The organism is Georgenia wangjunii (assembly GCF_036421975.1).
Taxonomy (GTDB): Bacteria; Actinomycetota; Actinomycetes; order Actinomycetales; family Actinomycetaceae; genus Georgenia_A; species Georgenia_A wangjunii.
In genome coordinates, this window is sequence record NZ_JAZGON010000006.1 from 165,052 (window position 1) to 186,932 (window position 21,881).

20 protein-coding genes are annotated in these 21,881 nt (G+C 74.4%); 17 read left to right on the forward strand and 3 right to left on the reverse strand.

Features of this window, described 5'->3' with window-relative positions; genetic code table 11:
- The first annotated feature begins 195 nt into the window (after positions 1-195).
- Positions 196-1,140, forward strand: coding sequence for a tyrosine recombinase XerC (locus V2J63_RS10920; RefSeq protein WP_331231061.1), 945 nt, complete (start codon positions 196-198; stop codon positions 1,138-1,140).
- Between the two features lie 4 nt (positions 1,141-1,144).
- Here V2J63_RS10920 and V2J63_RS10925 read toward each other — a convergent pair whose 3' ends face one another.
- The gene (locus V2J63_RS10925; RefSeq protein WP_331231062.1) at positions 1,145-1,717 is read right to left on the reverse strand and encodes a M23 family metallopeptidase; all 573 of its coding nucleotides are present in this window, start codon (positions 1,715-1,717) and stop codon (positions 1,145-1,147) included.
- Positions 1,718-2,115: 398 nt separating this feature from the next.
- On the opposite strand from V2J63_RS10925, the gene rpsB reads away from it, so the two are divergent.
- The 11 genes from rpsB (at position 2,116) to V2J63_RS10980 (ending at position 12,774) form a co-directional block, all read left to right on the forward strand.
- Complete coding sequence (rpsB, locus tag V2J63_RS10930; protein ID WP_331231063.1) at positions 2,116-3,159, forward strand: 30S ribosomal protein S2; 1,044 nt, start codon at positions 2,116-2,118, stop codon at positions 3,157-3,159.
- A gap of 30 nt (positions 3,160-3,189) precedes the next feature.
- Positions 3,190-4,029 carry a translation elongation factor Ts gene (gene tsf, locus V2J63_RS10935; protein WP_331231064.1) on the forward strand — a complete coding sequence of 280 codons (840 nt, stop codon included), beginning with the start codon at positions 3,190-3,192 and terminating at the stop codon, positions 4,027-4,029.
- A 94-nt stretch (positions 4,030-4,123) separates the two neighbouring features.
- Positions 4,124-4,879, forward strand: coding sequence for a UMP kinase (gene pyrH, locus V2J63_RS10940; protein ID WP_331231065.1), 756 nt, complete (start codon positions 4,124-4,126; stop codon positions 4,877-4,879).
- Entirely contained in the window at positions 4,876-5,433 is a 558-nt protein-coding gene (gene frr / locus V2J63_RS10945) for a ribosome recycling factor (protein ID WP_331231066.1), read from the forward strand. Before pyrH ends, frr begins: the two co-directional genes overlap by 4 nt.
- Before the next feature lie 88 nt (positions 5,434-5,521).
- On the forward strand, positions 5,522-6,370 hold the full coding sequence (locus tag V2J63_RS10950; protein ID WP_434056474.1) for a phosphatidate cytidylyltransferase: 849 nt from the start codon (positions 5,522-5,524) through the stop codon (positions 6,368-6,370).
- A gap of 39 nt (positions 6,371-6,409) precedes the next feature.
- Positions 6,410-7,579, forward strand: coding sequence for a dual-specificity RNA methyltransferase RlmN (rlmN, locus tag V2J63_RS10955; RefSeq protein WP_331231068.1), 1,170 nt, complete (start codon positions 6,410-6,412; stop codon positions 7,577-7,579).
- A gap of 8 nt (positions 7,580-7,587) precedes the next feature.
- Positions 7,588-8,163, forward strand: a complete 576-nt coding sequence (locus V2J63_RS10960) for a DivIVA domain-containing protein (RefSeq protein WP_331231069.1) — start codon at positions 7,588-7,590, stop codon at positions 8,161-8,163.
- Positions 8,160-9,350 carry a 1-deoxy-D-xylulose-5-phosphate reductoisomerase gene (dxr, locus tag V2J63_RS10965; protein ID WP_331231070.1) on the forward strand — a complete coding sequence of 397 codons (1,191 nt, stop codon included), beginning with the start codon at positions 8,160-8,162 and terminating at the stop codon, positions 9,348-9,350. The genes V2J63_RS10960 and dxr overlap by 4 nt, the downstream gene beginning before the upstream one ends.
- A complete protein-coding gene (locus tag V2J63_RS10970; RefSeq protein ID WP_331231071.1) occupies positions 9,347-10,660 on the forward strand; it encodes a M50 family metallopeptidase in 1,314 nt (437 codons plus the stop codon). The genes dxr and V2J63_RS10970 overlap by 4 nt, the downstream gene beginning before the upstream one ends.
- A 69-nt stretch (positions 10,661-10,729) precedes the next feature.
- The gene (ispG, locus tag V2J63_RS10975; protein WP_331231072.1) at positions 10,730-11,893 is read left to right on the forward strand and encodes a flavodoxin-dependent (E)-4-hydroxy-3-methylbut-2-enyl-diphosphate synthase; all 1,164 of its coding nucleotides are present in this window, start codon (positions 10,730-10,732) and stop codon (positions 11,891-11,893) included.
- 14 nt (positions 11,894-11,907) lie between these two features.
- A complete protein-coding gene (locus V2J63_RS10980) occupies positions 11,908-12,774 on the forward strand; it encodes a GNAT family N-acetyltransferase (protein WP_331231073.1) in 867 nt (288 codons plus the stop codon).
- 3 nt (positions 12,775-12,777) lie between these two features.
- Here V2J63_RS10980 and V2J63_RS10985 read toward each other — a convergent pair whose 3' ends face one another.
- Positions 12,778-13,644 carry an Fpg/Nei family DNA glycosylase gene (locus V2J63_RS10985; protein ID WP_331231074.1) on the reverse strand — a complete coding sequence of 289 codons (867 nt, stop codon included), beginning with the start codon at positions 13,642-13,644 and terminating at the stop codon, positions 12,778-12,780.
- Positions 13,645-13,773: 129 nt separating this feature from the next.
- On the opposite strand from V2J63_RS10985, the gene V2J63_RS10990 reads away from it, so the two are divergent.
- The gene (locus V2J63_RS10990; protein ID WP_491062237.1) at positions 13,774-15,558 is read left to right on the forward strand and encodes a proline--tRNA ligase; all 1,785 of its coding nucleotides are present in this window, start codon (positions 13,774-13,776) and stop codon (positions 15,556-15,558) included.
- Positions 15,559-15,604: 46 nt separating this feature from the next.
- On the opposite strand, the gene V2J63_RS10995 is transcribed toward V2J63_RS10990, so the two are convergent.
- Entirely contained in the window at positions 15,605-16,666 is a 1,062-nt protein-coding gene (locus tag V2J63_RS10995; RefSeq protein WP_331231075.1) for a hypothetical protein, read from the reverse strand.
- 122 nt (positions 16,667-16,788) lie between these two features.
- On the opposite strand from V2J63_RS10995, the gene rimP reads away from it, so the two are divergent.
- From rimP to infB, 4 genes are all read left to right on the forward strand, one after another.
- Positions 16,789-17,292 carry a ribosome maturation factor RimP gene (gene rimP / locus V2J63_RS11000; protein WP_331231076.1) on the forward strand — a complete coding sequence of 168 codons (504 nt, stop codon included), beginning with the start codon at positions 16,789-16,791 and terminating at the stop codon, positions 17,290-17,292.
- Positions 17,293-17,301: 9 nt separating this feature from the next.
- Positions 17,302-18,423 (forward strand): transcription termination factor NusA, encoded by a 1,122-nt coding sequence (gene nusA, locus V2J63_RS11005; RefSeq protein WP_331231077.1) that lies wholly within the window; start codon positions 17,302-17,304, stop codon positions 18,421-18,423.
- A 32-nt stretch (positions 18,424-18,455) separates the two neighbouring features.
- On the forward strand, positions 18,456-18,767 hold the full coding sequence (locus tag V2J63_RS11010) for a YlxR family protein (protein ID WP_331231078.1): 312 nt from the start codon (positions 18,456-18,458) through the stop codon (positions 18,765-18,767).
- 103 nt (positions 18,768-18,870) lie between these two features.
- Positions 18,871-21,786: a translation initiation factor IF-2 gene (gene infB, locus V2J63_RS11015; RefSeq protein WP_331231079.1), complete on the forward strand. Its 2,916-nt coding sequence runs from the start codon at positions 18,871-18,873 to the stop codon at positions 21,784-21,786.
- Positions 21,787-21,881: the final 95 nt, after the last annotated feature.

Consider the following 21,881-nt stretch of genomic DNA (forward strand, 5'->3'; position numbering starts at 1 on the left):
AGCAGGTCGGGGGGGCGCGGCCCGCCGAGGTGAGTGGACGCCGGTGGACAGCCCGCTGGGCGAGGGCGGGAACCACCCGGCGGGCCGGGCGGACGGCCCGGGCGAGGCGGCGGACCACCGGCCTGGCCGCACGGCCCGCCGTGCGGCCCGGCGCGGTCCCTTGCCCTCGTCAGGCACGCGGGCCACCGTAGGGACGTGCCCACCACACCCGCGCCGCCCGAGCACCTGCTCACGGAGTTCGCGCGCTTCCTCACCCTCCAGCGCGGCTTGTCCGAGCACACCGTGCGGGCCTACGTCGCCGACGTCGCGTCGCTTCTCGCGACGCTGAGCGACGCCGTGCCAGACCTCACCGCGACGGGTGACGCGCCGCCCGACCTTGCGCGCCTCGACCTCACCGCCCTGCGCGCGTGGCTCGCCGCGCAGTCCCGCGCCGGCCGGTCCCGAGCGACGCTCGCCCGGCGCGCGGCGGCCGCCCGCACCTTCACCGGTTGGGCGCACCGGCAGGGCCACCTGCCCGCCGACGTCGGCCTGCGCCTGCGCAGCCCGCGGCCGGACACACGCGTCCCCGAGGTCCTCGCCGAGGACGAGGCGGCGGACCTCCTCGCCGTCGCCTCGGCCCGCGCCGACGACGGCGATCCCGCGCACCTGCGGGACTGGGCGGCGCTCGAGCTGCTCTACGCGACGGGCGTACGGGTGAGCGAGCTCGTCGGCCTCGACGTCGACGCCGTCGACCGTCGCGAGCGCACCGTGCGGGTGCTCGGCAAGGGCGCCAAGGAGCGCGTCGTGCCCTACGGCATCCCGGCGGCGCGGGCCGTCGACGCCTGGCTCGAGCGCGGACGCCCGGCCCTCGTGAGCCCCGCGTCGCCGGCGGCGCTCTTCCTCGGCGCTCGCGGGGGGCGCCTCGGGGTGCGTGCCGTGCGGGAGAGCGTCCACGCCCTCACGGCGCTCGCGGGCGTGCGGGACCTCGCCCCGCACGGCGTGCGGCACTCGACGGCGACGCACCTCCTCAGCGGCGGGTCGGACCTGCGCACCGTCCAGGAGATCCTCGGCCACACCTCGCTCGCGACCACCCAGCGCTACACCCACGTCTCCGCCGAACGTCTGCGCGCCGCCTACGCCCAGGCGCACCCCCGCGCCTGAGCGCTCACCCGGGCAGGAGGCGGATGACGACCCGGCCGCGCAGGAGGCTCAACGGGTCGAGGTAGTCGTCCGACCCGCGCCGCGCGCCCCAGTGCAGGCACGCCCCGCAGTGGCCACCCGTGCCGAGACGACCGATGACGTCACCCGCCGCGACCGCCTGCCCGCGGGTGACGGCGGGCAGGACCGGCTCGTACGTCGTCCGCACGCCGTCGGGGTGCTGGACGGAGACGACCGGGCGGTCGACGACGACGCCGGCGAAGGCGACGACGCCGTCGGCCGCGGCGTGGACCGGCGCGCCGACGGCGAGCGCGAGGTCCACGCCGCGGTGGCCGCTCGCCCACGGCGCGTCCGGCCGGTCGAACGCCCGCAGGACCGGCACCTCGGCCAGGGTGGGCCACGCGTACGCGAGCGCAGGCGCCCCGCCCGCCGTCTGCGGGGGTGCCGTGCCGTCGCGCGAGATCGTCGACCCGGCCGGGGGTGCGGACCCGGTGGGGTCGCGGGCAGCCGGCTGGAGGACGAGGACCGCCGACACGGCGAGCGCCGCCGCCGCGACGGACAGTGACGAGGAGGCGGACATGCGACCCAGGCTGCGCACCGCCGTCGTCCGAGCTCCGCGCCAGGGCCCGCCCCGGAGGATGACGGCACACGGGCCCGCCCTGTGGAGAAGGCGCCCGACCGGCGCAGTGACAACGGTTGCGGGCGATCGGGTAGGATCACCTCCGCAACCGGATCACTCCGGTTGACAACGCGCGCCCACTTGTCGCCAGGCAGCCGGTCTCCGACCGGTGGAGCACGGCGAGGCACGCCGGCAGCGGTCCCGCCCCCTGGGCGGGCGCAGGCGCGTCGTGGGCACCAGGAGCGGCGGTCATCAGACCGACCGCAGACAACCGAACTGCGAGCACGCCCGGCGGAGAAGTCCGCCCGGGTGCTGCCCGCCATGACGTGCGGGCCCCGCCCGTACGGGAAGGACGTGCCATGGCCGTCGTCACCATGCGCCAGCTCCTCGAGAGCGGCGTCCACTTCGGGCACCAGACCCGTCGTTGGAACCCCAAGATGAAGCGCTTCATCTTCACCGAGCGCAACGGGATCTACATCATCGACCTCCAGCAGTCGCTGGCGGACATCGACCGCGCCTACGAGTTCGTCAAGCAGACGGTCGCCCACGGCGGCTCCATCCTGTTCGTCGGCACGAAGAAGCAGGCGCAGGAGGCCGTCGCCGAGCAGGCTGCGCGCGTGGGCATGCCCTACGTCAACCAGCGCTGGCTCGGTGGCATGCTCACCAACTTCGGCACCGTCTACAAGCGTCTGCAGCGCCTCAAGGAGCTCGAGCAGGTCGACTTCGACGACGTCGCCTCGAGCTCGTTCACCAAGAAGGAGCTGCTCATGCAGCGCCGTGAGCGCGACAAGCTCACGCGCACCCTCGGTGGCATCCGCGACATGGCGAAGGTCCCCTCCGCGGTGTGGATCGTCGACACCAACAAGGAGCACCTCGCCGTCGCCGAGGCGCGCAAGCTCAACATCCCGGTCGTCGCGATCCTCGACACGAACTGCGACCCGGACGACGTCGACTACGGCATCCCCGCCAACGACGACGCCATCCGCGCCGTCGCGCTGCTCACCCGCGTCATCGCGGACGCCGCGGCCGAGGGCCTCGTCACGCGCCACTCCGGCCGCTCCGGCGACGCCGCCGCCCCCGAGGCGGAGCCCCTGGCCGAGTGGGAGCGCGAGCTCCTCGCCGCCCACGAGGCCGACCAGAGCGCCACCGCCTCGGTCGTCCAGGCCGACGCCCCGGCCACCGACGTCGAGGCCGCCGAGCACGTCGCCGGCGCCGTCAACCCGGCCGAGCAGGTGGCCGAGGCCGCCGAGGAGGCCGACGTCGTCGCCCCCGTCACGAGCGGCGAGAGCGCGAACGACACGCAGGTCGCGGACAACTCTGTCGCAGCCCAGGACGCCGCCGAGGCGACCACGGCAGAACCCGAGGCGGAGGCCGCCCCGGCCGAGACGCCCGAGCAGGCCTGAGCACTCAACGGATCTGGAGGATCACCACTGATGGCGAACTACACCGCCGCTGACATCAAGGCCCTGCGCGAGAAGACCGGCGCAGGCATGCTCGACGTCAAGAAGGCCCTCGACGAGGCTGACGGGAACGCCGAGAAGGCGCTCGAGATCATCCGCGTCAAGGGTCTCAAGGGCGTCGCGAAGCGCGAGGACCGCTCGGCCTCCGACGGCCTCGTGGCCATCGAGGTCGTCGCCGACGGCGCCGGCGAGGCCGGCGTCCTCGTCGAGGTCAACTCCGAGACGGACTTCGTCGCGAAGAACCAGACGTTCATCTCCCTCGCGGAGCGCGTCCTCGCGGCCGCGGTCTCCTCCGGTGCGGGCGACGCCGAGTCGCTCCTCGCCGCGGACACCGAGGGCTCGACGGTGGCCACGCTCGTCGACGAGACCGCCGCGACGCTCGGCGAGAAGCTCGTCGTGCGCCGGGTCGCCCGCGTCTCGGGCGAGAAGGTCGCGAGCTACCTGCACCGCACGGCCAAGGACCTGCCCCCGCAGGTCGGCGTGCTCGTCGCCACGGACGCCGCCGGCGCCGAGGTGGCGCGGGACATCGCCATGCACATCGCGGCGTACTCCCCGACGTACCTCACGCGCGACGACGTCCCCGCGGACGTCGTCGAGAGCGAGCGTCGTATCGCCGAGGAGACCTCGCGCAACGAGGGCAAGCCCGAGGCCGCGCTCCCGAAGATCATCGAGGGCCGGATGAACGGCTTCTTCAAGGAGAACGTCCTGCTCGAGCAGGCGTTCGCCAAGGACCCGAAGACGACGGTCGGCAAGGTCGTCGAGGGAGTCGGGGGGACCGTCACCGGTTTCGCCCGCTTCCGCGTCGGAGCCTGACCCCTTCACCGGTGGCCCCGGTCCCTCATCGGGGCCGGGGCCACCGGTGCACCACCCCACGACCGCCGGTGCAGCACCCAGGAGGACCCGCTCGATGAACGCTCCCGTACAGACCGTGACCACCCCGCGCCGGGTGCTGCTCAAGCTCTCGGGGGAGGTGTTCGGGGGCGGGGGCATCGGGCTCGACGCCGACGTCGTCGCCGCCGTCGCCCGCGAGATCGCCGAGGCCGTGCGCGCAGGCGTGCAGGTGGCCATCGTCGTCGGCGGCGGGAACTTCTTCCGCGGCGCCGAGCTCTCCCAGCGCGGCATCGACCGCGCCCGGGCCGACTACATGGGCATGCTCGGCACCGTGATGAACTGCCTCGCCCTCCAGGACTTCCTCGAGCAGGCCGGGACGAGCACCCGCGTGCAGACCGCCATCACGATGGGCCAGGTCGCGGAGCCGTACATCCCGCTGCGCGCCATCCGCCACCTCGAGAAGGGCCGCGTCGTCATCTTCGGCGCCGGCGCGGGCATGCCCTACTTCTCCACGGACACGGTCGCCGCGCAGCGCGCGCTCGAGACGCACTGCGACGAGGTGCTCATGGGCAAGAACGGCGTCGACGGCGTCTACACCGCCGACCCGAACACCGACCCGACCGCCCGCCGCCTCGACCACCTCACGTACGGCGACGCCCTGCGTGACGGCCTGCGGGTCGTCGATGCCGCCGCGTTCAGCCTGTGCATGGACAATGGACTGGCGATGCGGGTGTTCGGCATGAACGCCGCAGGTAACGTCACTCGCGCCCTGCGCGGTGAGAAGATCGGCACACTTGTGACGGTTGAGGACCAGACGAAGGAGCTCCGGTGATCGACGAGACCCTCCTCGAGGCCGAGGAGAAGATGGACAAGGCGGTCGAGGTCGCCCGCGAGGACTTCACCGGGATCCGGACCGGCCGGGCGAACGCCGGCATGTTCAGCAAGATCCTCGTGGACTACTACGGCGCCCCGACCCCGCTCCAGCAGCTGGGGTCCCTGACGATCCCCGAGGCGCGCACCGTGCTCGTGACGCCGTACGACCGCAGCGCGACCGCCGCGATCGTGCGCGCCCTGCGCGAGTCCGACCTCGGCGTCAACCCGACCGACGACGGCAACGTCATCCGCATCGTCCTGCCGGCCCTGACGGCCGAGCGGCGCAAGGAGTACGTCAAGCTCGCCAAGACCAAGGGCGAGGACGCGCGCATCTCCATCCGCAACGTCCGCCGCAAGGCCAAGGACGAGCTCGACCGCATGAAGAAGGACGGGGAGGCCGGCGAGGACGAGGTCGACCGCGCCGAGAAGGAGCTGGAGTCGCTGACGAAGAAGCACGTCGAGGTCATCGACGACCTGCTCATCGGCAAGGAGCGCGAGCTGCTCGAGGTCTGAGCAGGTCCCCGCCGTGACGACCCCCGACCCCGTTCCGCCCTCACGCCGCCGGCTGCGCGAGGCCGAGGCCTCGGCTCGCCGTGCCCTCGTGGAGCCGGCGCCGCCGCGCCCGACCGACCCCCCGGCCGGGCGCGCGGGGCGCAACCTCCCCGCGGCCATCGGCGTCGGTGTCCTCCTCGGCGGTATCCTCCTCGCGAGCCTGTTCATCCGGCGCGAGGCGTTCGTCGTCTTCGCACTCGTCGCGGCGTGCGCCGCACTGTGGGAGCTCGCGCGCGCGGTGCAGACCCGGGACATCCGGCTGCCGCTGCTGCCGCTCTGGGTCGGTACGGCCGGAGTCATCGTCTCGGCCTACACCGCCGGCCGGGAGGCGATGCTCGTCGCCTTCCTCCTCACCGCCGGCGGCGTCTTCGTCTGGCGGGTGCTCGACGGCGGGGGGCCGGACGCCGTCCGGGACGCCTCGGCGGGCATCTTCGCCGCCGCGTACGTCTCGCTCCTCGCGGGCTTCGCCGTCCTCATCGTCGCCGCGGACTCTGGTCCGTGGCTCGTCCTCACCTTCATCGGTGCCGTCGTCGCGAACGACCTCGGCGGGTACGCCGCAGGGGTCCTGCTCGGCAAGCACCCGCTCGCGCCCTCGATCAGCCCGAAGAAGTCGTGGGAGGGGCTCGGCGGGTCGGTGCTCCTCACGTGCGGCGTCGGCGTCGGGATGATGGCGGGCGTCCTCGACGGCCCGTGGTGGTCGGGCGTCGTCCTCGGCGTGGCCGTCGTCGCGTCGGCGACGGTGGGGGACCTGGCCGAGTCGCTCCTCAAGCGCGACCTCGGCATGAAGGACATGGGCTCGATCCTTCCCGGGCACGGCGGCGTCATGGACCGGCTCGACTCCCTCGTCCTCACGGCGCCCGTCTGCTACGTCCTGTTCAGCGTGTTCCTCGGCACATGAGGCCGCAGCGGCGCGATCCTCTGCGAGAATTGCCGGGACATGTCTCAGACTGCTGACCTCCCGCCCACGCCCGGCGCCCCTGCGCCCGGCGCCCGCCCGCGCCTGACCTTCGCCGCCCCGCGGCGCGGCAAGCCGCCGCGACACCTCGCCGACCTCTCCCGCGCCGAGCGCGCCGAGGCCGTCAAGGACCACGCGCTGCCCGCCTTCCGCGCGGACCAGCTCTCGCGGCACTACTTCACGCACCTCACGCGCGACGCCGCGGCCATGAGCGACCTCCCGGCGGACGGGCGCGGCACCCTCGTCGGGGAGCTCCTGCCCGAGCTGCTGACGACCGTCCGCACGATGGAGGCGGACCGCGGCTCGACGATCAAGACCCTGTGGAGCCTGCACGACGCGGCCAAGGTCGAGTCGGTCCTCATGCGCTACAGCGAGCGGGCCACCCTGTGCGTCTCTTCCCAGGCCGGCTGCGGGATGGCGTGCCCGTTCTGCGCCACCGGCCAGCAGGGCCTCACGCGCAACCTCTCGACGGCGGAGATCGTCGAGCAGGTCCGGCTCGCCGCCGCCGCGTGCCGCGACGGCGCCCTCGCCGGCGGCCCCACGCGCCTGACGAACGTCGTCTTCATGGGCATGGGCGAGCCGCTCGCGAACTACCGCGCCGTCATCGGCGCGGTGCGCCGCATGGTGGACCCGGCGCCGGACGGCTTCGGCATGTCCGCCCGCAACATCACCGTCTCCACGGTGGGCCTCGTCCCGGCGATCGACAAGCTCGCCGCGGAGAAGATCCCCGTGACGCTCGCGGTCTCCCTCCACGCCCCGGACGACGAGCTCCGCGACGAGCTCATCCCGATCAACTCGCGGTGGAAGGTGGGCGAGCTCCTCGACTCGGCGCGCCGCTACTTCGACGTCACCGGTCGGCGGGTGAGCATCGAGTACGCCCTCATCCGTGACATCAACGACCACGCCTGGCGTGCCCAGCTCCTCGCCGACGAGCTCAACGCCCGCGGCAAGGGCTGGATCCACGTCAACCCGATCCCGCTCAACCCGACGCCGGGATCGAAGTGGACGGCGTCCGACCCGCGCGTCGAGGACGAGTTCGTCGCGACCCTGCGCCGGGCCGGGATCCCGACGACGGTGCGCGACACCCGCGGCAGTGACATCGACGGCGCGTGCGGCCAGCTCGCGGCCGAGCTCCTCGTGGAGAAGAGGTAGACCACACCATGGCTGCGATGTTCCCCATCGTCGGGCGGATGAGCACCGGGTACGACCGCGAGCAGGTCGAGGCGTTCTTCGACCGCGCCCGCGCCGCGTACGAGGTGTCCTCCGCCGGGTCGGGGACAGGCGCGCCGGCCGGCACCACCCTCACCGAGGACGACGTCCGGGGCGCCGCCTTCGACCTCGTCCGGCAGGGGTACGCGACTTCCGCCGTCGACGCGGCGCTCGACCGGCTCGAGGCCGCCCTCGTCCAGCGCCGGCGCGAGGACTTCATCGCCGCGCACGGCCAGCGGGCGTGGATGGACCGGACCGCCGAGCTCGCCACGTCCCTCTACCCGCGACTCGTGCGGCCCGCGGGGGAGCGGTTCGCCGCCCCCGAGCGCGGCCGCGGGTACGCGGCGACCGCCGTCGACGACATCCTCGACCGGCTCGTCGAGTACTTCGACGCCGGTGGCGACCTCACCGCCGCCGAGCTGCGCGACGCGACGTTCCCGACCGCCCGCACGCGGCACGCGTACGCCGAGGGCCCGGTCGACGCGTTCATCGACCGGGCCGTCGAGGTCCTCCTGGCCGTCGAGTGAGCGCCACCTCGCTCGTCCTGCTCGGCTCGACGGGCTCCGTCGGCACGCAGGCGCTCGACGTCCTCGCCGCGGAGCCCGGGGCCTACGACGTGCGGGCGCTGAGCGCCGGCGGCCGCCAGCCGGACCTCCTCGCGCAGCAGGTGCTCGACACCGGCGCGCCCGTCGTCGCCGTCTCGGGCGGGGACCCGGGCGTCCTGCGCGCCGCCATCGCGGACCGCGCGCGAGCGGCGGGCCGCGCCGTGCCCGACGTCGAGATCCTCCACGGGCCGCGTGCCGCGAGCGAGGTCGCGGGCCTCGGCGCGGACGTCGTCCTCAACGCCATCACCGGCTCCGTCGGCCTCGAGCCGACCCTCGCCGCCCTGCGGGCCGGCTCGCACCTCGCCCTGGCGAACAAGGAGTCCCTCGTCGCGGGCGGCGCGCTCGTGCGGGCCGCGCAGCGCCGGCCCGACCAGGTGGCCCCGGTCGACTCCGAGCACTCGGCGATCGCCCAGGCGCTGCGTTCCGGCTCGGCCGACGAGGTCCGCCGGCTCATCCTCACCGCGTCCGGCGGGCCGTTCCGCGGCTGGACGCGCGCCGAGCTCGCGGGCGTCAGCGCCGAGCAGGCGCTCGCCCACCCGACGTGGGCCATGGGCCCGGTCATCACCGTCAACTCGGCGACCCTCGTCAACAAGGGTCTCGAGCTCATCGAGGCGCACCTCCTCTTCGACGTCGCCGTCACCGACATCACCGTCGTCGTCCACCCCCAGTCCGTCGTGCACTCCATGGTCGAGTTCCGCGACGGCTCGACGATCGCCCAGGCCTCCCCGCCGGACATGCGCCTGCCCATCGCCCTCGGCCTGTCGTGGCCCCGCCGGCCCGAGCGCGCCGTCGCGCCGTGCCGCTGGGACAGCCCGACGGCGTGGACCTTCGAACCGCTCGACGAGGACACGTTCCCGGCCGTCCGCCTCGCCCGCGAGGCCGCCGCCGCGTCCGCGACGCACCCCGGCGTCCTCAACGCCGCCAACGAGGAGTGCGTCGGCGCCTTCCTCACCGGGCGCCTGCCCTTCCTCGGCATCACCGAGGTCATCGAGCGGGTCCTGGCCGAGCACGACGGCACCCCGGCGCAGGCCCTCACCCTCGAGGACGTCCTCGCCGCCGAGCGCTGGGCCCGCGCCCGTGCGAACGCCCGCATCGAGGAGCTGGCGTGAGCTTCCTCGTCGGCGTCCTCGTCCTCGTCGTCGGCCTCGTCGTCTCGATCGCCCTCCACGAGGTGGGCCACCTCCTGCCCGCCAAGCGGTTCGGCGTCCGGGTGAGCCAGTACATGATCGGGTTCGGGCCCACCCTGTGGTCCCGCCGCCGCGGCGAGACCGAGTACGGCGTCAAGGCCGTGCCCCTCGGCGGCTTCGTCCGCATGACGGGGATGTACCCGCCCGCCCGGGCCGGGGCGCGGGTGCGCCGGCGCGCCGACGGGCGCGCCACGCTCGTCGAGGAGGCGCGGGAGTACTCCCTCGCCGAGGTCGAGCCGGGCCAGGAGCACCGGACCTTCTACGCCCTGAGCGTGCCGAAGAAGCTCGTCGTCATGCTCGGCGGCCCGGTCATGAACCTCCTCATCGCCGTCGTGCTCCTCGCCGTCATCGTCACCGGGCTCGGCCTGCCCGCCTACACGGCCACGCTCGGCACCGTCCAGCAGTGCCTGCCCGCGGACCCCGCCGCCACCGCGTGCGCGCCGTCCGACCCCGCCGCGCCCGGCGCCACCGCCGGCCTCCAGCCCGGTGACGTCGTGCGCGAGTGGGACGGCACGCCGACGTCGACGTGGGAGGAGGTCTCCGCCGCCATCGCCGCGAGCGGCACCGGGGCCGCCCGCGTCGTCGTCGAGCGCGACGGCGCCGAGGTCGCCCTCACCGTGACGCCGGCCCTGGCCGAGCGGCCCGTCGTCTCGGGCGGGGAGGTCGTCCTCGACGAGGCCGGTGAGCCGCGCACCGAGCAGCGGCCCTTCGTCGGGATCGGGCCCGCGGTCGAGCTCGTCACCCAGCCCCTTAGCGCCGTGCCGGGCCACGTCGCGGAGTCCGTCACCCGCACGGTCGGCGTCGTCCTCACGCTCCCGCAGCGCCTCGTCTCCATCGCGCAGGCCGCGTTCGGCGAGGGGGAGCGGGACCCGGGGGTCGTCGGGCTCGTCGGCGTCGGCCGCTTCGCGGGGGAGATCGCCTCGCTCGAGGGCGAGGACTACGGCCTGAGGGAGCGCAGCGTCGACATGCTCGGCCTCCTCGCCTCGCTCAACCTCGCGCTCTTCGTCTTCAACCTCCTCCCGCTCCTGCCGCTCGACGGCGGGCACGTCGCGGGGGCGCTGTGGGAGGGCGCACGCCGCAGGCTGGCCCGCTGGCGCGGACGGACGGACCCCGGGCCCGTCGACGTCGCGCGCCTGCTCCCGCTCACCTACGTCGTCGTCGTCGGCATGGCCGCGATGAGCCTGCTCCTCGCCTACGCCGACATCGTCCGGCCCGTCTCCCTCACCGGCTGAGAGCACCGGCGAACAGGTGTGGTGGGCGGCACGATGCGCGGGGACGTCCGCGTGAGCGATACTGGACGGGTGAGCGTACCGATTTCTCTGGGAATGCCGACCGTCAAGGAAACCCCGCCGGTCCTGGCCCCGCGCCGTCAGACGCGCAAGATCAAGGTCGGCAGCGTCGAGGTGGGGGGCGACGCGCCCGTCTCCGTCCAGTCGATGACGACGACGAAGACGACCGACATCAACGGCACGCTCCAGCAGATCGCGGCGCTCACGGCGACGGGCTGCGACATCGTGCGCGTGGCCGTGCCGAACGCCGACGACGCCGAGGCGCTGCCGATCATCGCGAAGAAGTCCCAGATCCCCGTCATCGCGGACATCCACTTCCAGCCGAAGTACGTCTTCGCGGCCATCGACGCCGGCTGCGCGGCCGTGCGGGTCAACCCGGGCAACATCCGCAAGTTCGACGACCAGGTCAAGGCGATCGCCCGCGCGGCCTCGGACGCCGGCGTCTCCATCCGCATCGGCGTCAACGCCGGCTCGCTCGACCCGCGCCTGCTCGAGAAGTACGGCAAGGCCACGCCCGAGGCGCTCGTCGAGTCCGCCGTGTGGGAGGCCTCGCTCTTCGAGGAGCACGGCTTCCACGACTTCAAGATCTCGGTCAAGCACAACGACCCGGTCGTCATGGTGCGCGCCTACGAGATGCTCTCCGAGCGCGGCGACTGGCCGCTCCACCTCGGTGTCACCGAGGCCGGGCCGGCGTTCCAGGGCACGATCAAGTCCGCCACCGCCTTCGGCGCCCTGCTCTCCAAGGGCATCGGCGACACCATCCGCGTCTCCCTCTCGGCCCCGCCGGTCGAGGAGGTCAAGGTCGGTATCCAGATCCTGCAGTCGCTCAACCTGCGGCCCCGCAAGCTCGAGATCGTCTCCTGCCCCTCGTGCGGGCGCGCGCAGGTGGACGTCTACGAGCTCGCCGACGCCGTGACCGCCGGCCTCGAGGGCCTCGAGGTCCCCCTGCGCGTGGCCGTCATGGGCTGCGTCGTCAACGGACCGGGCGAGGCCCGCGAGGCGGACCTCGGAGTGGCCTCCGGGAACGGCAAGGGCCAGATCTTCGTCAAGGGCGAGGTCGTGCGCACGGTCCCCGAGGACCAGATCGTCGAGACGCTCATCGCCGAGGCGAACCGCATCGCCGCGAGCATGGAGGCCGCCGAGGGCGGGGCCTCGCCCGTCGTCACGGTCGGCTGAGGACCATCCCCCGGATGCTCGTCAGGAGACGGGGCGAGGACGTCGGGCGCGTGCGCGCCCTCGGGGCGCACGAGCGGGCCGACGCGCTGGCCCTGTGCGGACGCGACCCGGTGGGCAGCGTGCTCGCCGCGGTCCAGGCGGAGCGGCTCGGCGACACCCCGATCCTCGGCACCGAGCTCCTCGGCGTCTTCCGGGACGGGGCGCTGCGCGCGCTGTGCTGGACCGGGGCGAACCTCGTGCCCGTCGGGCTCACCGACCCCGCCGACGTCGTCGACGTCGCCGCGCACCTGCGCGCCCGGGGACGCCGCTGCTCCTCGATCGTCGGGCCGGCCGACCAGGTCCTCGCCCTGTGGCAGCGCCTCGAGCCCGCGTGGTCGCGGCCGCGGGAGATCCGCGCGGACCAGCCCTCGATGGCCATCTCGCAGGACCCGGCGGTGCAGCCGGACCCGCGCGTGCGCCTGGGTCGCCTCGACGAGCTCGACCTCATCATCCCGGCGTGCGTCGCCATGTTCACCGAGGAGGTCGGCTACTCCCCGGTCTCCTCCGGGGGCGCCTACGAGGCGCGCGTCCACGAGCTCGTCGCGACGGGTCGCAGCTACGTCCGCATCGACGAGGGGCGGCGCGGGCCCCGGGTCGTCTTCAAGGCGGAGGTCGGGGCGCTGGCCCAGGGCGTGGCGCAGGTGCAGGGTGTGTGGGTCCACCCGTCGCTGCGCGGCAAAGGGCTCGCCGCCGCGGGGATGGCGGCCGTCGTCGCCGACGCCCGGGCCCGCCTCGCACCGACCGTGTCCCTCTACGTCAACGACTTCAACGCGCCCGCGCTGGCGACGTACCGGCGCACCGGGTTCGCGCAGGTCGGCACGTACGCGACGGTGCTCTTCTAGCGCTCAGCGCAGGAGCCGCGACATGCGCCGGTCGGCGAGGAGACGCCCGCCCGTCTGGCACGTGGGGCAGTACTGCAGGGCCGAGTCCGCGAACGAGACCTCGCGCACCGTGTCCCCGCACACGCCGCACGGCTCGCCCGCGCGTCCGTGGACCCGCATGCCCTGCCGCTTGGCGTCCTTGAGCTCGGCCGCCGGCCGGCCCGCCGACGCGGCGACGGCGGCGTCGAGGACCTCGTGGATCGCCGTGTGGAGGCGGGTGACGTCGTCGGGGCCGAGGGTGCGGGTGGGCGCGAACGGGCTCATCCGCGCCACGTGGAGGATCTCGTCGGAGTAGGCGTTGCCGATGCCCGCGATGACGGACTGGTTGCGCAGCACGCCCTTGACCTGCTGGTTCCGCTCCTGCAGGAGGCGGGTGAGGACCTCGGGGGTGAGGTCGCGCGGCTCGACGCCGAGCGTGGCGATCGGTGGCACGTCCTGCGGCCGGGCGACGACGTGGACGGCGAGGCGCTTGCGGGTGCCCGCCTCGGTGAGGTCGAAGCCGGCGCCGTCGTCGAGGCGGACCCGCAGGGCGATGGGGGAGCGCCCCGGGCGCAGGGCGGCCGCCGGCACGGCGTCGTACCAGCGCAGCCAGCCCGCCCGCGCGAGGTGGAAGACGAGGTGGAGGTCGCCGTCGGGAGCGGTGCGCGCGACGTCGAGCCACTTGCCGTGCCGGTGGACCCCGCTCACGGCGCGGCCGACGAGCTCGGTGGGGGCGGGGGAGTAGGTCTTGAGCGCGCTGATGGCGCCGACCTCGACCGCCGCCACCGTCCGCCCGGCCGCACGCTCCCGCAGGAACGCGGCCAGGCCCTCGACCTCCGGCATCTCGGGCACGCGCCCATCCTCGCGCACGGGAGCCCCGCCCGCCCAGGGATCACGCTGGGCACGGTGCCGCGGGCGTCGGCTGGACCCCGCGCGCGTCCGGCGGACCCCGCGGGCGTCGGTAGGCTGGCGGGCGTGCCCATGAGGATGTCGTCCCTGTTCGTCAAGACCCTGCGCGAGGACCCGGTTGACGCCGAGGTCGCCAGCCACCGGCTGCTCGTGCGCGCCGGCTACATCCGGCGCGCCGCCCCGGGGGTCTACACCTGGCTGCCGCTCGGCCTGCGCGTGCTGCGCAAGGTCGAGGCGGTCGTCCGCGAGGAGATGGAGGCGGCCGGCGCCCAGGAGGTCCACTTCCCGGCGCTGCTGCCCCGCGAGCCGTACGAGGCCACGGGGCGGTGGACCGAGTACGGCCCCAACCTCTTCCGGCTCAAGGACCGTCGCGGCGGCGACTACCTCCTCGCGCCCACCCACGAGGAGATGTTCACCCTCCTCGTCAAGGACCTGTACTCCTCGTACAAGGACCTGCCGATCACGCTCTTCCAGATCCAGACGAAGTACCGCGACGAGGCCCGCCCCCGGGCCGGCCTCATCCGTGGCCGCGAGTTCGTCATGAAGGACGCGTACTCCTTCGACGTCGCCGACGCCGGCCTCGACGCGTCCTACGCCGCCCAGCGCGACGCCTACGAGCGCGTCTTCACCCGGCTCGGCCTCGAGTACGTCATCGTCGCGGCGATGAGCGGCGCCATGGGCGGCTCGCGCAGCGAGGAGTTCCTCTTCCCGACGGCGATCGGCGAGGACACGTTCGTGCGCTCGCCCGCCGGGTACGCCGCCAACGTCGAGGCCGTGACGACGCCCGTGCCCGAGCCCGTCGACGCGACCGACGCGCCCCCGGCGCAGGTCCGCGAGACGCCCGGCACGGCGACGATCGAGAGCCTCGTCGCGCGCGCGAACGAGCTCTACCCCCGCGCGGACCGGGAGTGGACGGCCGCGGACACGCTCAAGAACGTCGTGCTCGCCCTCCAGCACCCCGACGGCGCGCGCGAGGTCGTCGTCGTCGGCCTGCCCGGCGACCGCGACGTCGACCTCAAGCGGCTCCAGGCGACGCTCGAGCCGGCCGAGGTCGAGCCCGCCGGGGACGGCGACTTCGCCGCCCACCCCGAGCTCGTCCGCGGCTACATCGGCCCCCGCGTGCTCGGCCCCAACGCCCAGGTCCCGGAGGGCAGCGCGACGATCGCGCCGCGCTACCTCCTCGACCCCCGCGTCGTCGACGGGACGAGCTGGATCACCGGCGCGGACGTCGCCGACCACCACGTCTTCGGCCTCGTCGCCGGCCGTGACTTCACCGCCGACGGCACGATCGAGGCCGCCGAGGTCCGCGCCGGGGACCCCGCGCCGGACGGGAGCGGGCCGCTCGAGCTCGCGCGCGGCATCGAGATCGGTCACATCTTCGCCCTGGGCCGCAAGTACGCCGAGGCGCTCGGGCTCACCGTGCTCGACGAGAACGGCAAGTCCGTCGTCGTGACGATGGGCTCCTACGGCATCGGGGTCACCCGCGCCCTGGCCGCGCTCGCCGAGGCCAACCACGACGACGCGGGCCTCGCGTGGCCGGCGGGCGTCGCCCCCGCCCACGTCCACGTCGTCGCGACGGGCAAGGACCCGGTGGTCCTCGAGACCGCCGAGGCGCTGACGGCCGAGCTCGAGGCGGCGGGCGTCGAGGTCCTCCTCGACGACCGCCCGAAGGTCTCGGCGGGCGTGAAGTTCGCCGACGCCGAGCTGCTCGGCCTGCCGTTCGTCCTCGTCGTCGGCCGCGGGGTCGCCGACGGGACGGTCGAGGTCCGGGACCGCCGTGCAGGGGAGCGGCAGGAGGTCGCGGTCGGCGACGCCGTCGCCACCCTCACGGCCGCCGTCCGCGCCGCCCTGGCCTGAGCGCCGGGGCCTCAGCCCGGGCGGCGCGCTACGGCGCGAGCCTGCGCTACGGCGCGAGCCCGGGCAACGCTGGCAGCGTGGCGCCCCACGAGCGCGCCTGGCCGGCGGCGTGGTGCGCCGCGTCGAGCACGGCCGCGCGCTGGGCGAGGTCGGTCACCGACGCGAGCTCGCCCACCCATGCGGTGACGAGGTCGAGCTCGGCGGCGGCGGCGAGGGAGCGCTCGGGCGTCTGCCCGGCGAGCGGCGAGCCGAGCGGCCCGGTGACGTCGTAGGCGACGGGCTCGGCGCCGTCCCCGACCGCGCGCACGACCCCCGCCAGGTGGGCCGCGCGCGCGAGGGCGGCGTCGCGCTCCCGCCCCGACGTCCGCGCGGCGACGACCTCGAACGCGTACCGCCCGGCGTCGAGCGCGTGGACCGTCTCGGCGCCGACCGCGGGGAGGTCGGCGTCGGCTCCGGCCCCGGCCTGTGCCCCGGCGCCGCCCGGGTCCGGGAGCGGCGTGCCGAGCGGGACGTCCGCCTCGGTGCCGAGCGCCGCGGCGAGGTCCACCGCGGCGTACGTGCGGGAGATGGCGACGGCCGCGAGGAGGGGCGCCGTCTCGCCGGGCCCGCGCGCGGCGTCGTGCGCGGTGCGCGCTCCGGCGACGAGCAGGGCGAGGACGTCGGCCGGCGTCGCAGCGCCCGCGGCGCTCGCGCCCGCACCACCTGCTGCGGCGCCCGGCGCGCCGCCGGGGCCGGGGGAGCCCGCGCCCGGTGCCGCGGTGGGCGGGGCCGTCGCGTCCGGCCCCGAGCCGGGCCACGGCTCCCACACGCCGTCGAGCGCGGCGAGGTGCGCCGTCGCGGCCTCCTCGACGTCGGTGAGTGCGTCGGCCACCGCGTCCGAGGTGCCGCCCGCGGAGAGCGCGCTCGCGGAGCGGGCGGTGAGGTCACGGGCCTCGAGGGCGACGTCCTGCCGCAGGACCTCGGCGGCCGGAGGCGAGGGGATCGTGGGCGGCGGCGTCTCGAGCCGCACGCCGCAGCCGGCGAGCAGGGTGAGGATGAGCACACCGGTCCCCGCCCGGGCGGCGGTGCGGGTCGCGCGCGGCCGCGGGGAGGGCGTGTGAGCAGGCATCGGGGCCGATCCTGCCACGTCCGCCGGGCCGCCCGGCGCCGCAGGCCGGCGCGCACCGGGCCGCCCCGGGTCGGTAGTGTGGGCGCCGTTCACCCACCCCGTCGAGAAGGAGGATCGTCGCGATGAGCCCCAGGTCCTCGGACGTCTCGGAGCGGCTGCGCGCCGCCCTGGAGCCGGTCGTCATCCGGTCCTCGCTCTTCCTCGAGGACGTGACCGCGAGCTCGGCCGGACGCCGCAGCGTCGTGCGCGTCGTCGTCGACCTGCCGGACGGTCCCGGTGGCGTCGACTCCGAGCTCCTCGCCGACGTCTCGCGGGCGATCTCCGCCACGCTCGACGACGTCGACGTCCTCCCCGGTGCCTACACCCTCGAGGTGAGCACGCCCGGGATCGACCGCCCGCTCACCGAGCCCCGCCACTTCCGCCGGGCCACCGGCCGCCTCGTCGAGCTGCGCACCGCGGCCGGCCCGCTGCGCGGCCGGATCGTCGACGTCGACGACGACGGTGTGCGGCTCGAGCGCGACGACGTCCGTGAGCACATCTCCTTCGCCGGGATCACCGGCGGGAAGGTCGAGCCCGAGCTCCGTCGCACTCGCGACGAGGACGCGCTCGACGAGGACGAGGGCTGAGGAGGACGCGTGGACATCGACATGACGGCGCTGAGGATGATCGAGCGGGAGCGTGAGATCAGCCTGGACGTGCTGGTCCGCGCCATCGAGGAGGCGCTGCTGCTCGCGTACAGCCGGACCCCTGGCGCGGCCGAGAAGGCGCGCGTCGAGCTCGACCGTCGCACGGGGCGCGTGACCGTGCTGGCCACGGAGGTCGACGAGGAGGGCAACGCCGTCGGCGAGTTCGACGACACCCCGAGCGGCTTCGGTCGGATCGCGACGTCGACGGCCCGCAGCGTCATCGTCCAGCGCCTGCGGGACGCCGAGGACGAGCAGGTCATGGGCAACTACCGCGACCGCGCGGGCGAGGTCATCGCCGGCGTCGTCCAGCAGGGCCGCGACCCCCGGACCGTCCTCGTCGACGTCGGCGACCTCGAGGCCGTCCTGCCCGCCCACGAGCAGGTGCCGACGGAGACCTACAAGCACGGCGACCGCCTGCGCGCCTACGTCCTCGAGGTGTCCCGCGGGATGAAGGGCCCCTCGATCACGCTCTCGCGCACCCACCCCAACCTCGTGCGCAAGCTCTTCGCGCTCGAGGTCCCCGAGGTCGCCGACGGCACCGTCGAGATCGTCGCCCTCGCCCGCGAGGCCGGGCACCGCTCGAAGATGGCCGTCCGTACCGACGTCCAGGGCCTCAACGCCAAGGGCGCCTGCATCGGGCCCATGGGCCAGCGCGTGCGCGCCGTCATGAGCGAGCTCCACGGCGAGAAGATCGACATCGTCGACTACAGCGACGACCCCGCCCGTTTCGTCGCGAGCGCGCTCTCCCCGGCCCGCGTCAGCAGCGTCGAGATCGTCAGCCTCGAGGAGCGCGCCGCGCGCGTCGTCGTCCCCGACTACCAGCTCTCCCTGGCGATCGGCAAGGAGGGGCAGAACGCCCGCCTGGCCGCGCGCCTGACGGGGTGGAGGATCGACATCCACTCCGACACCGAGGGCGAGGCGGTGACCGCCGTCCCCGAGTCCGACGCGCCCGCGGGGCCGGTGGACGGCGCCGAGGCCGAGGCCCCAGCACCCGGTGTGAGCAACGACACGCCCGATCCGCAGGGGTCGGCTGCGGGCACCCCTGTGCGTTCCGAGGACGAAGCGGGGTAGACTCTCCGGCGGGTCACACACCCGGACATCCCATGAACACACCACCAGATCCCCCTCCGTCAGGCGCGGGACCGGTGCGGACGTGCGTGGGGTGCCGGGCCAAGGCCCCGCGGTCCGCCCTGGTGCGGGTCGTCCTGCACCGCCCCGGCGCCGACCGCGTCGTGGTGGACAGCAGGGCGAGCGCTCCCGGACGAGGCGCCTGGTTGCACGCAGACCAGCAGTGCCTGGACCTCGCCGTACGACGACGCGCAGTCCCACGAGCCCTGCACACCGCAGGGAGCGTGGACCTCGCCGCCGTGCACGCCTGGTTCGCCAATGACAATGACAACGAGTCATCGAAGTAGAAAGCGGGTTGGAAGCCGATGGGCACCCGATGAGTACCCAGCGATGAGCCCCATGCACTAAGACGGCCCCACCCTGTCCCGGGCGGGCCGAGACAGGAGAGTTGTGGCAAAGGTCCGCGTCCACGAGCTCGCGAAAGAGCTCGGCGTCGAAAGCAAGACGGTGCTCGCCAAGCTGAGCGAACTCGGAGAGTTCGTGAAGTCGGCGTCGTCGACAGTCGAAGCCCCGGTGGTCCGCAAGCTGCGTGAGGCAATGCCCGCAGCACCGGCGGAGACACCCAAGAAGTCCGCCAGCCCCGGTCCCCGACCGGCGGCCAAGAAGGCTCCCGAGCCGCAGGCAGAGCAGGCCCCCACGCCCGCACAGCCCGCGGCGCCGGCACAGCCCGCCGCGCCCGCACCGCAGGCGCAGCCGAGCGCACCCGCGCCGACGGCACAGCCCAGCGCACCCGCGCCGACCCCGAGGCCCGCCCCGGCGACGGCGGCGGAGCCCGCGCCGGCACCCGCGCCGGCACCGGCACCCACGCCGGCACCGGCCGCCCCCGCCCCCGCAGCGGCGCCGTCGCACGAGGCAGAGCCCGCCGCTCCCGCGGCGTCGGCCCAGCCGGATGCGCCCGCCGCCCCCCGCCCCGGCGCGCCGCGCCCGGGCAACAACCCGTTCGCGCCGAGCCAGGGCATGCCCCGGGCCGGTGGCAGCGGTGGCCCCCGCCCCGGTGGGCCGCGTCCGGGTGGCCCCCGCCCCGGCAACAACCCGTTCGCGCCGAGCCAGGGCATGCCCCGGCCCGGTGGCAGCGGTGGACCGCGTCCGGGCGCCCCGCGTCCCGCGAGCCCCCGTCCGGGTGCCGCTGCCGAGCGTCCCGCACGCCCGGGCGGCGCTCCTCGTCCGACGCCGGGCATGATGCCCGGCAAGAGCTCGGTCGGTACCCCCGGCGCCCCCGCCCGTGGGGGCGGCCGCGGCCGTCCCGGCGCGGGTGGTCCCGGAGGCGGCGGCGGTCCCGGTGGCGCCGGTGGCTTCGCCGGCCGTCCCGGTGGCGGTGGCGGCGGCTTCGCCGGCCGTCCCGGCGGCCCCAACCGCGGTGGCCGCGGTGGCACGCAGGGCGCCTTCGGGCGCGCCGGTGGCCGCCCCGTGCGTGGACGGAAGTCGAAGCGCGCGAAGCGTCAGGAGTTCGAGCAGCAGTCCGCGCCGTCGATCGGCGGCGTGCAGGTCCCGCGCGGGGACGGCTCGACGACCGTCCGCATCCGCGCCGGCGCCAGCCTCGCGGACTTCGCTGACCGCATCGACGCCAACCCGGCGAGCCTGGTCACGGTCCTCTTCCACCTCGGTGAGATGGCGACCGCGACCCAGTCCCTCGACGAGGACACCTTCAAGGCCCTCGGGGACGAGCTCGGGTACGTCATCGAGATCGTCTCGCCGGAGGAGGAGGACCGCGAGCTCCTCGGCGGGTTCGACATCGACCTCGAGGCCGAGGAGGCCGCCGAGACCGACGAGGACCTCGCTGCTCGTCCGCCGGTCGTCACCGTCATGGGTCACGTCGACCACGGAAAGACGAAGCTGCTCGACGCCATCAGGCGGACGGACGTCGTCGCCGGCGAGGCCGGTGGCATCACCCAGCACATCGGTGCCTACCAGGTCGTCGCCGAGCACGAGGGCGTCGAGCGCGCCCTCACGTTCATCGACACCCCCGGTCACGAGGCGTTCACCGCCATGCGTGCCCGTGGTGCCGACGTCACCGACATCGCGATCCTCGTGGTCGCGGCGGACGACGGCGTCATGCCCCAGACGGTCGAGGCGCTCAACCACGCCCAGTCCGCCGGCGTGCCGATCGTCGTCGCCGTCAACAAGGTGGACAAGGAGGGGGCCAACCCCGCCAAGATCCGCCAGCAGCTCACCGAGTACAACCTCGTGGCGGAGGAGTACGGCGGCGACACGATGTTCGTCGACATCTCCGCGCTCAAGCGCATGGGCATCGACGACCTCCTCGAGGCCGTCCTCCTCACGGCCGACGCCGCGCTCGACCTCCGGGCCAACCCGGACAAGGACGCGCGTGGTGTGGCCATCGAGGCGAACCTCGACAAGGGTCGCGGTTCCGTCGCGACCGTCCTCGTCCAGTCGGGCACGCTGCACGTCGGCGACTCGATCGTCGCGGGCACGGCGCACGGCCGCGTCCGGGCGATGTTCGACGAGTACGGCGAGTCGGTCACCGCGGCCGGCCCGGCCCGTCCGGTCCAGGTCCTCGGCCTGACGTCGGTGCCCCGCGCCGGCGACACGTTCCTCGTCGCGAGCGACGACCGCACCGCCCGGCAGATCGCCGACAAGCGTGCGGCCGCCGAGCGCGCCGCGACCCTCGCCAAGCGCCGCAAGCGCATCTCGCTCGAGGACTTCACGCAGGCCCTCGAGCAGGGCAAGGTCGAGACGCTCAACCTCGTCCTCAAGGGCGACGTGTCCGGTGCCGTCGAGGCGCTCGAGGACGCACTGCTCAAGATCGAGGTCGGCGACGGCGTCGAGCTGCGCATCATCCACCGCGGTGTCGGTGCGATCACGCAGAACGACGTCAACCTCGCCACGGTCGACAACGCCATCATCATCGGCTTCAACGTGCGTCCCGCCGAGCGGGTCACGGAGATGGCCGACCGCGAGGGCGTCGACATCCGGTACTACTCGGTCATCTACGCGGCGATCGAGGACGTCGAGCAGGCCCTCGTCGGCATGCTCAAGCCGGAGTACGAGGAGGTCCAGCTCGGCACCGCCGAGATCCGCATGGTCTTCCGTTCCTCGAAGTTCGGGAACATCGCGGGTTCGATCGTGCGGTCCGGGACGATCCGTCGTAACTCGAAGGCTCGTCTGCTGCGGGACGGCGTCGTCGTCGGGGACAACCTCTCCGTCGACTCGCTGCGCCGCGAGAAGGACGACGTCACCGAGGTCCGCGAAGGGTTCGAGTGCGGTATCGGCCTCGGCTCGTTCAACGACGTCAAGGAAGGCGACACCATCGAGACGTTCGAGATGCGGGAGAAGCCCCGCCGCTGATCGTCGCGACCGGTTGACCGTCCGACCGTCCGACCGCCGTACGGGGCCGGGTCCGCCCGGACCCGTGCGGCACCCGCAGGGGCCCGGCTCGCGTG

Coding starts and splice junctions, on each gene's coding strand:
- V2J63_RS10925 (WP_331231062.1), bottom strand. CDS start 1,717: ATGTCCGCCTCCTCGTCACTGTCCGTCGCGGCGGCGGCGCTCGCCGTG.
- rpsB (WP_331231063.1), top strand. CDS start 2,116: ATGGCCGTCGTCACCATGCGCCAGCTCCTCGAGAGCGGCGTCCACTTC.
- tsf (WP_331231064.1), top strand. CDS start 3,190: ATGGCGAACTACACCGCCGCTGACATCAAGGCCCTGCGCGAGAAGACC.
- pyrH (WP_331231065.1), top strand. CDS start 4,124: ATGAACGCTCCCGTACAGACCGTGACCACCCCGCGCCGGGTGCTGCTC.
- rlmN (WP_331231068.1), top strand. CDS start 6,410: ATGTCTCAGACTGCTGACCTCCCGCCCACGCCCGGCGCCCCTGCGCCC.
- V2J63_RS10960 (WP_331231069.1), top strand. CDS start 7,588: ATGGCTGCGATGTTCCCCATCGTCGGGCGGATGAGCACCGGGTACGAC.
- V2J63_RS10980 (WP_331231073.1), top strand. CDS start 11,908: ATGCTCGTCAGGAGACGGGGCGAGGACGTCGGGCGCGTGCGCGCCCTC.
- V2J63_RS10990 (WP_491062237.1), top strand. CDS start 13,774: ATGAGGATGTCGTCCCTGTTCGTCAAGACCCTGCGCGAGGACCCGGTT.
- V2J63_RS10995 (WP_331231075.1), bottom strand. CDS start 16,666: ATGCCTGCTCACACGCCCTCCCCGCGGCCGCGCGCGACCCGCACCGCC.
- rimP (WP_331231076.1), top strand. CDS start 16,789: ATGAGCCCCAGGTCCTCGGACGTCTCGGAGCGGCTGCGCGCCGCCCTG.
- V2J63_RS11010 (WP_331231078.1), top strand. CDS start 18,456: ATGAACACACCACCAGATCCCCCTCCGTCAGGCGCGGGACCGGTGCGG.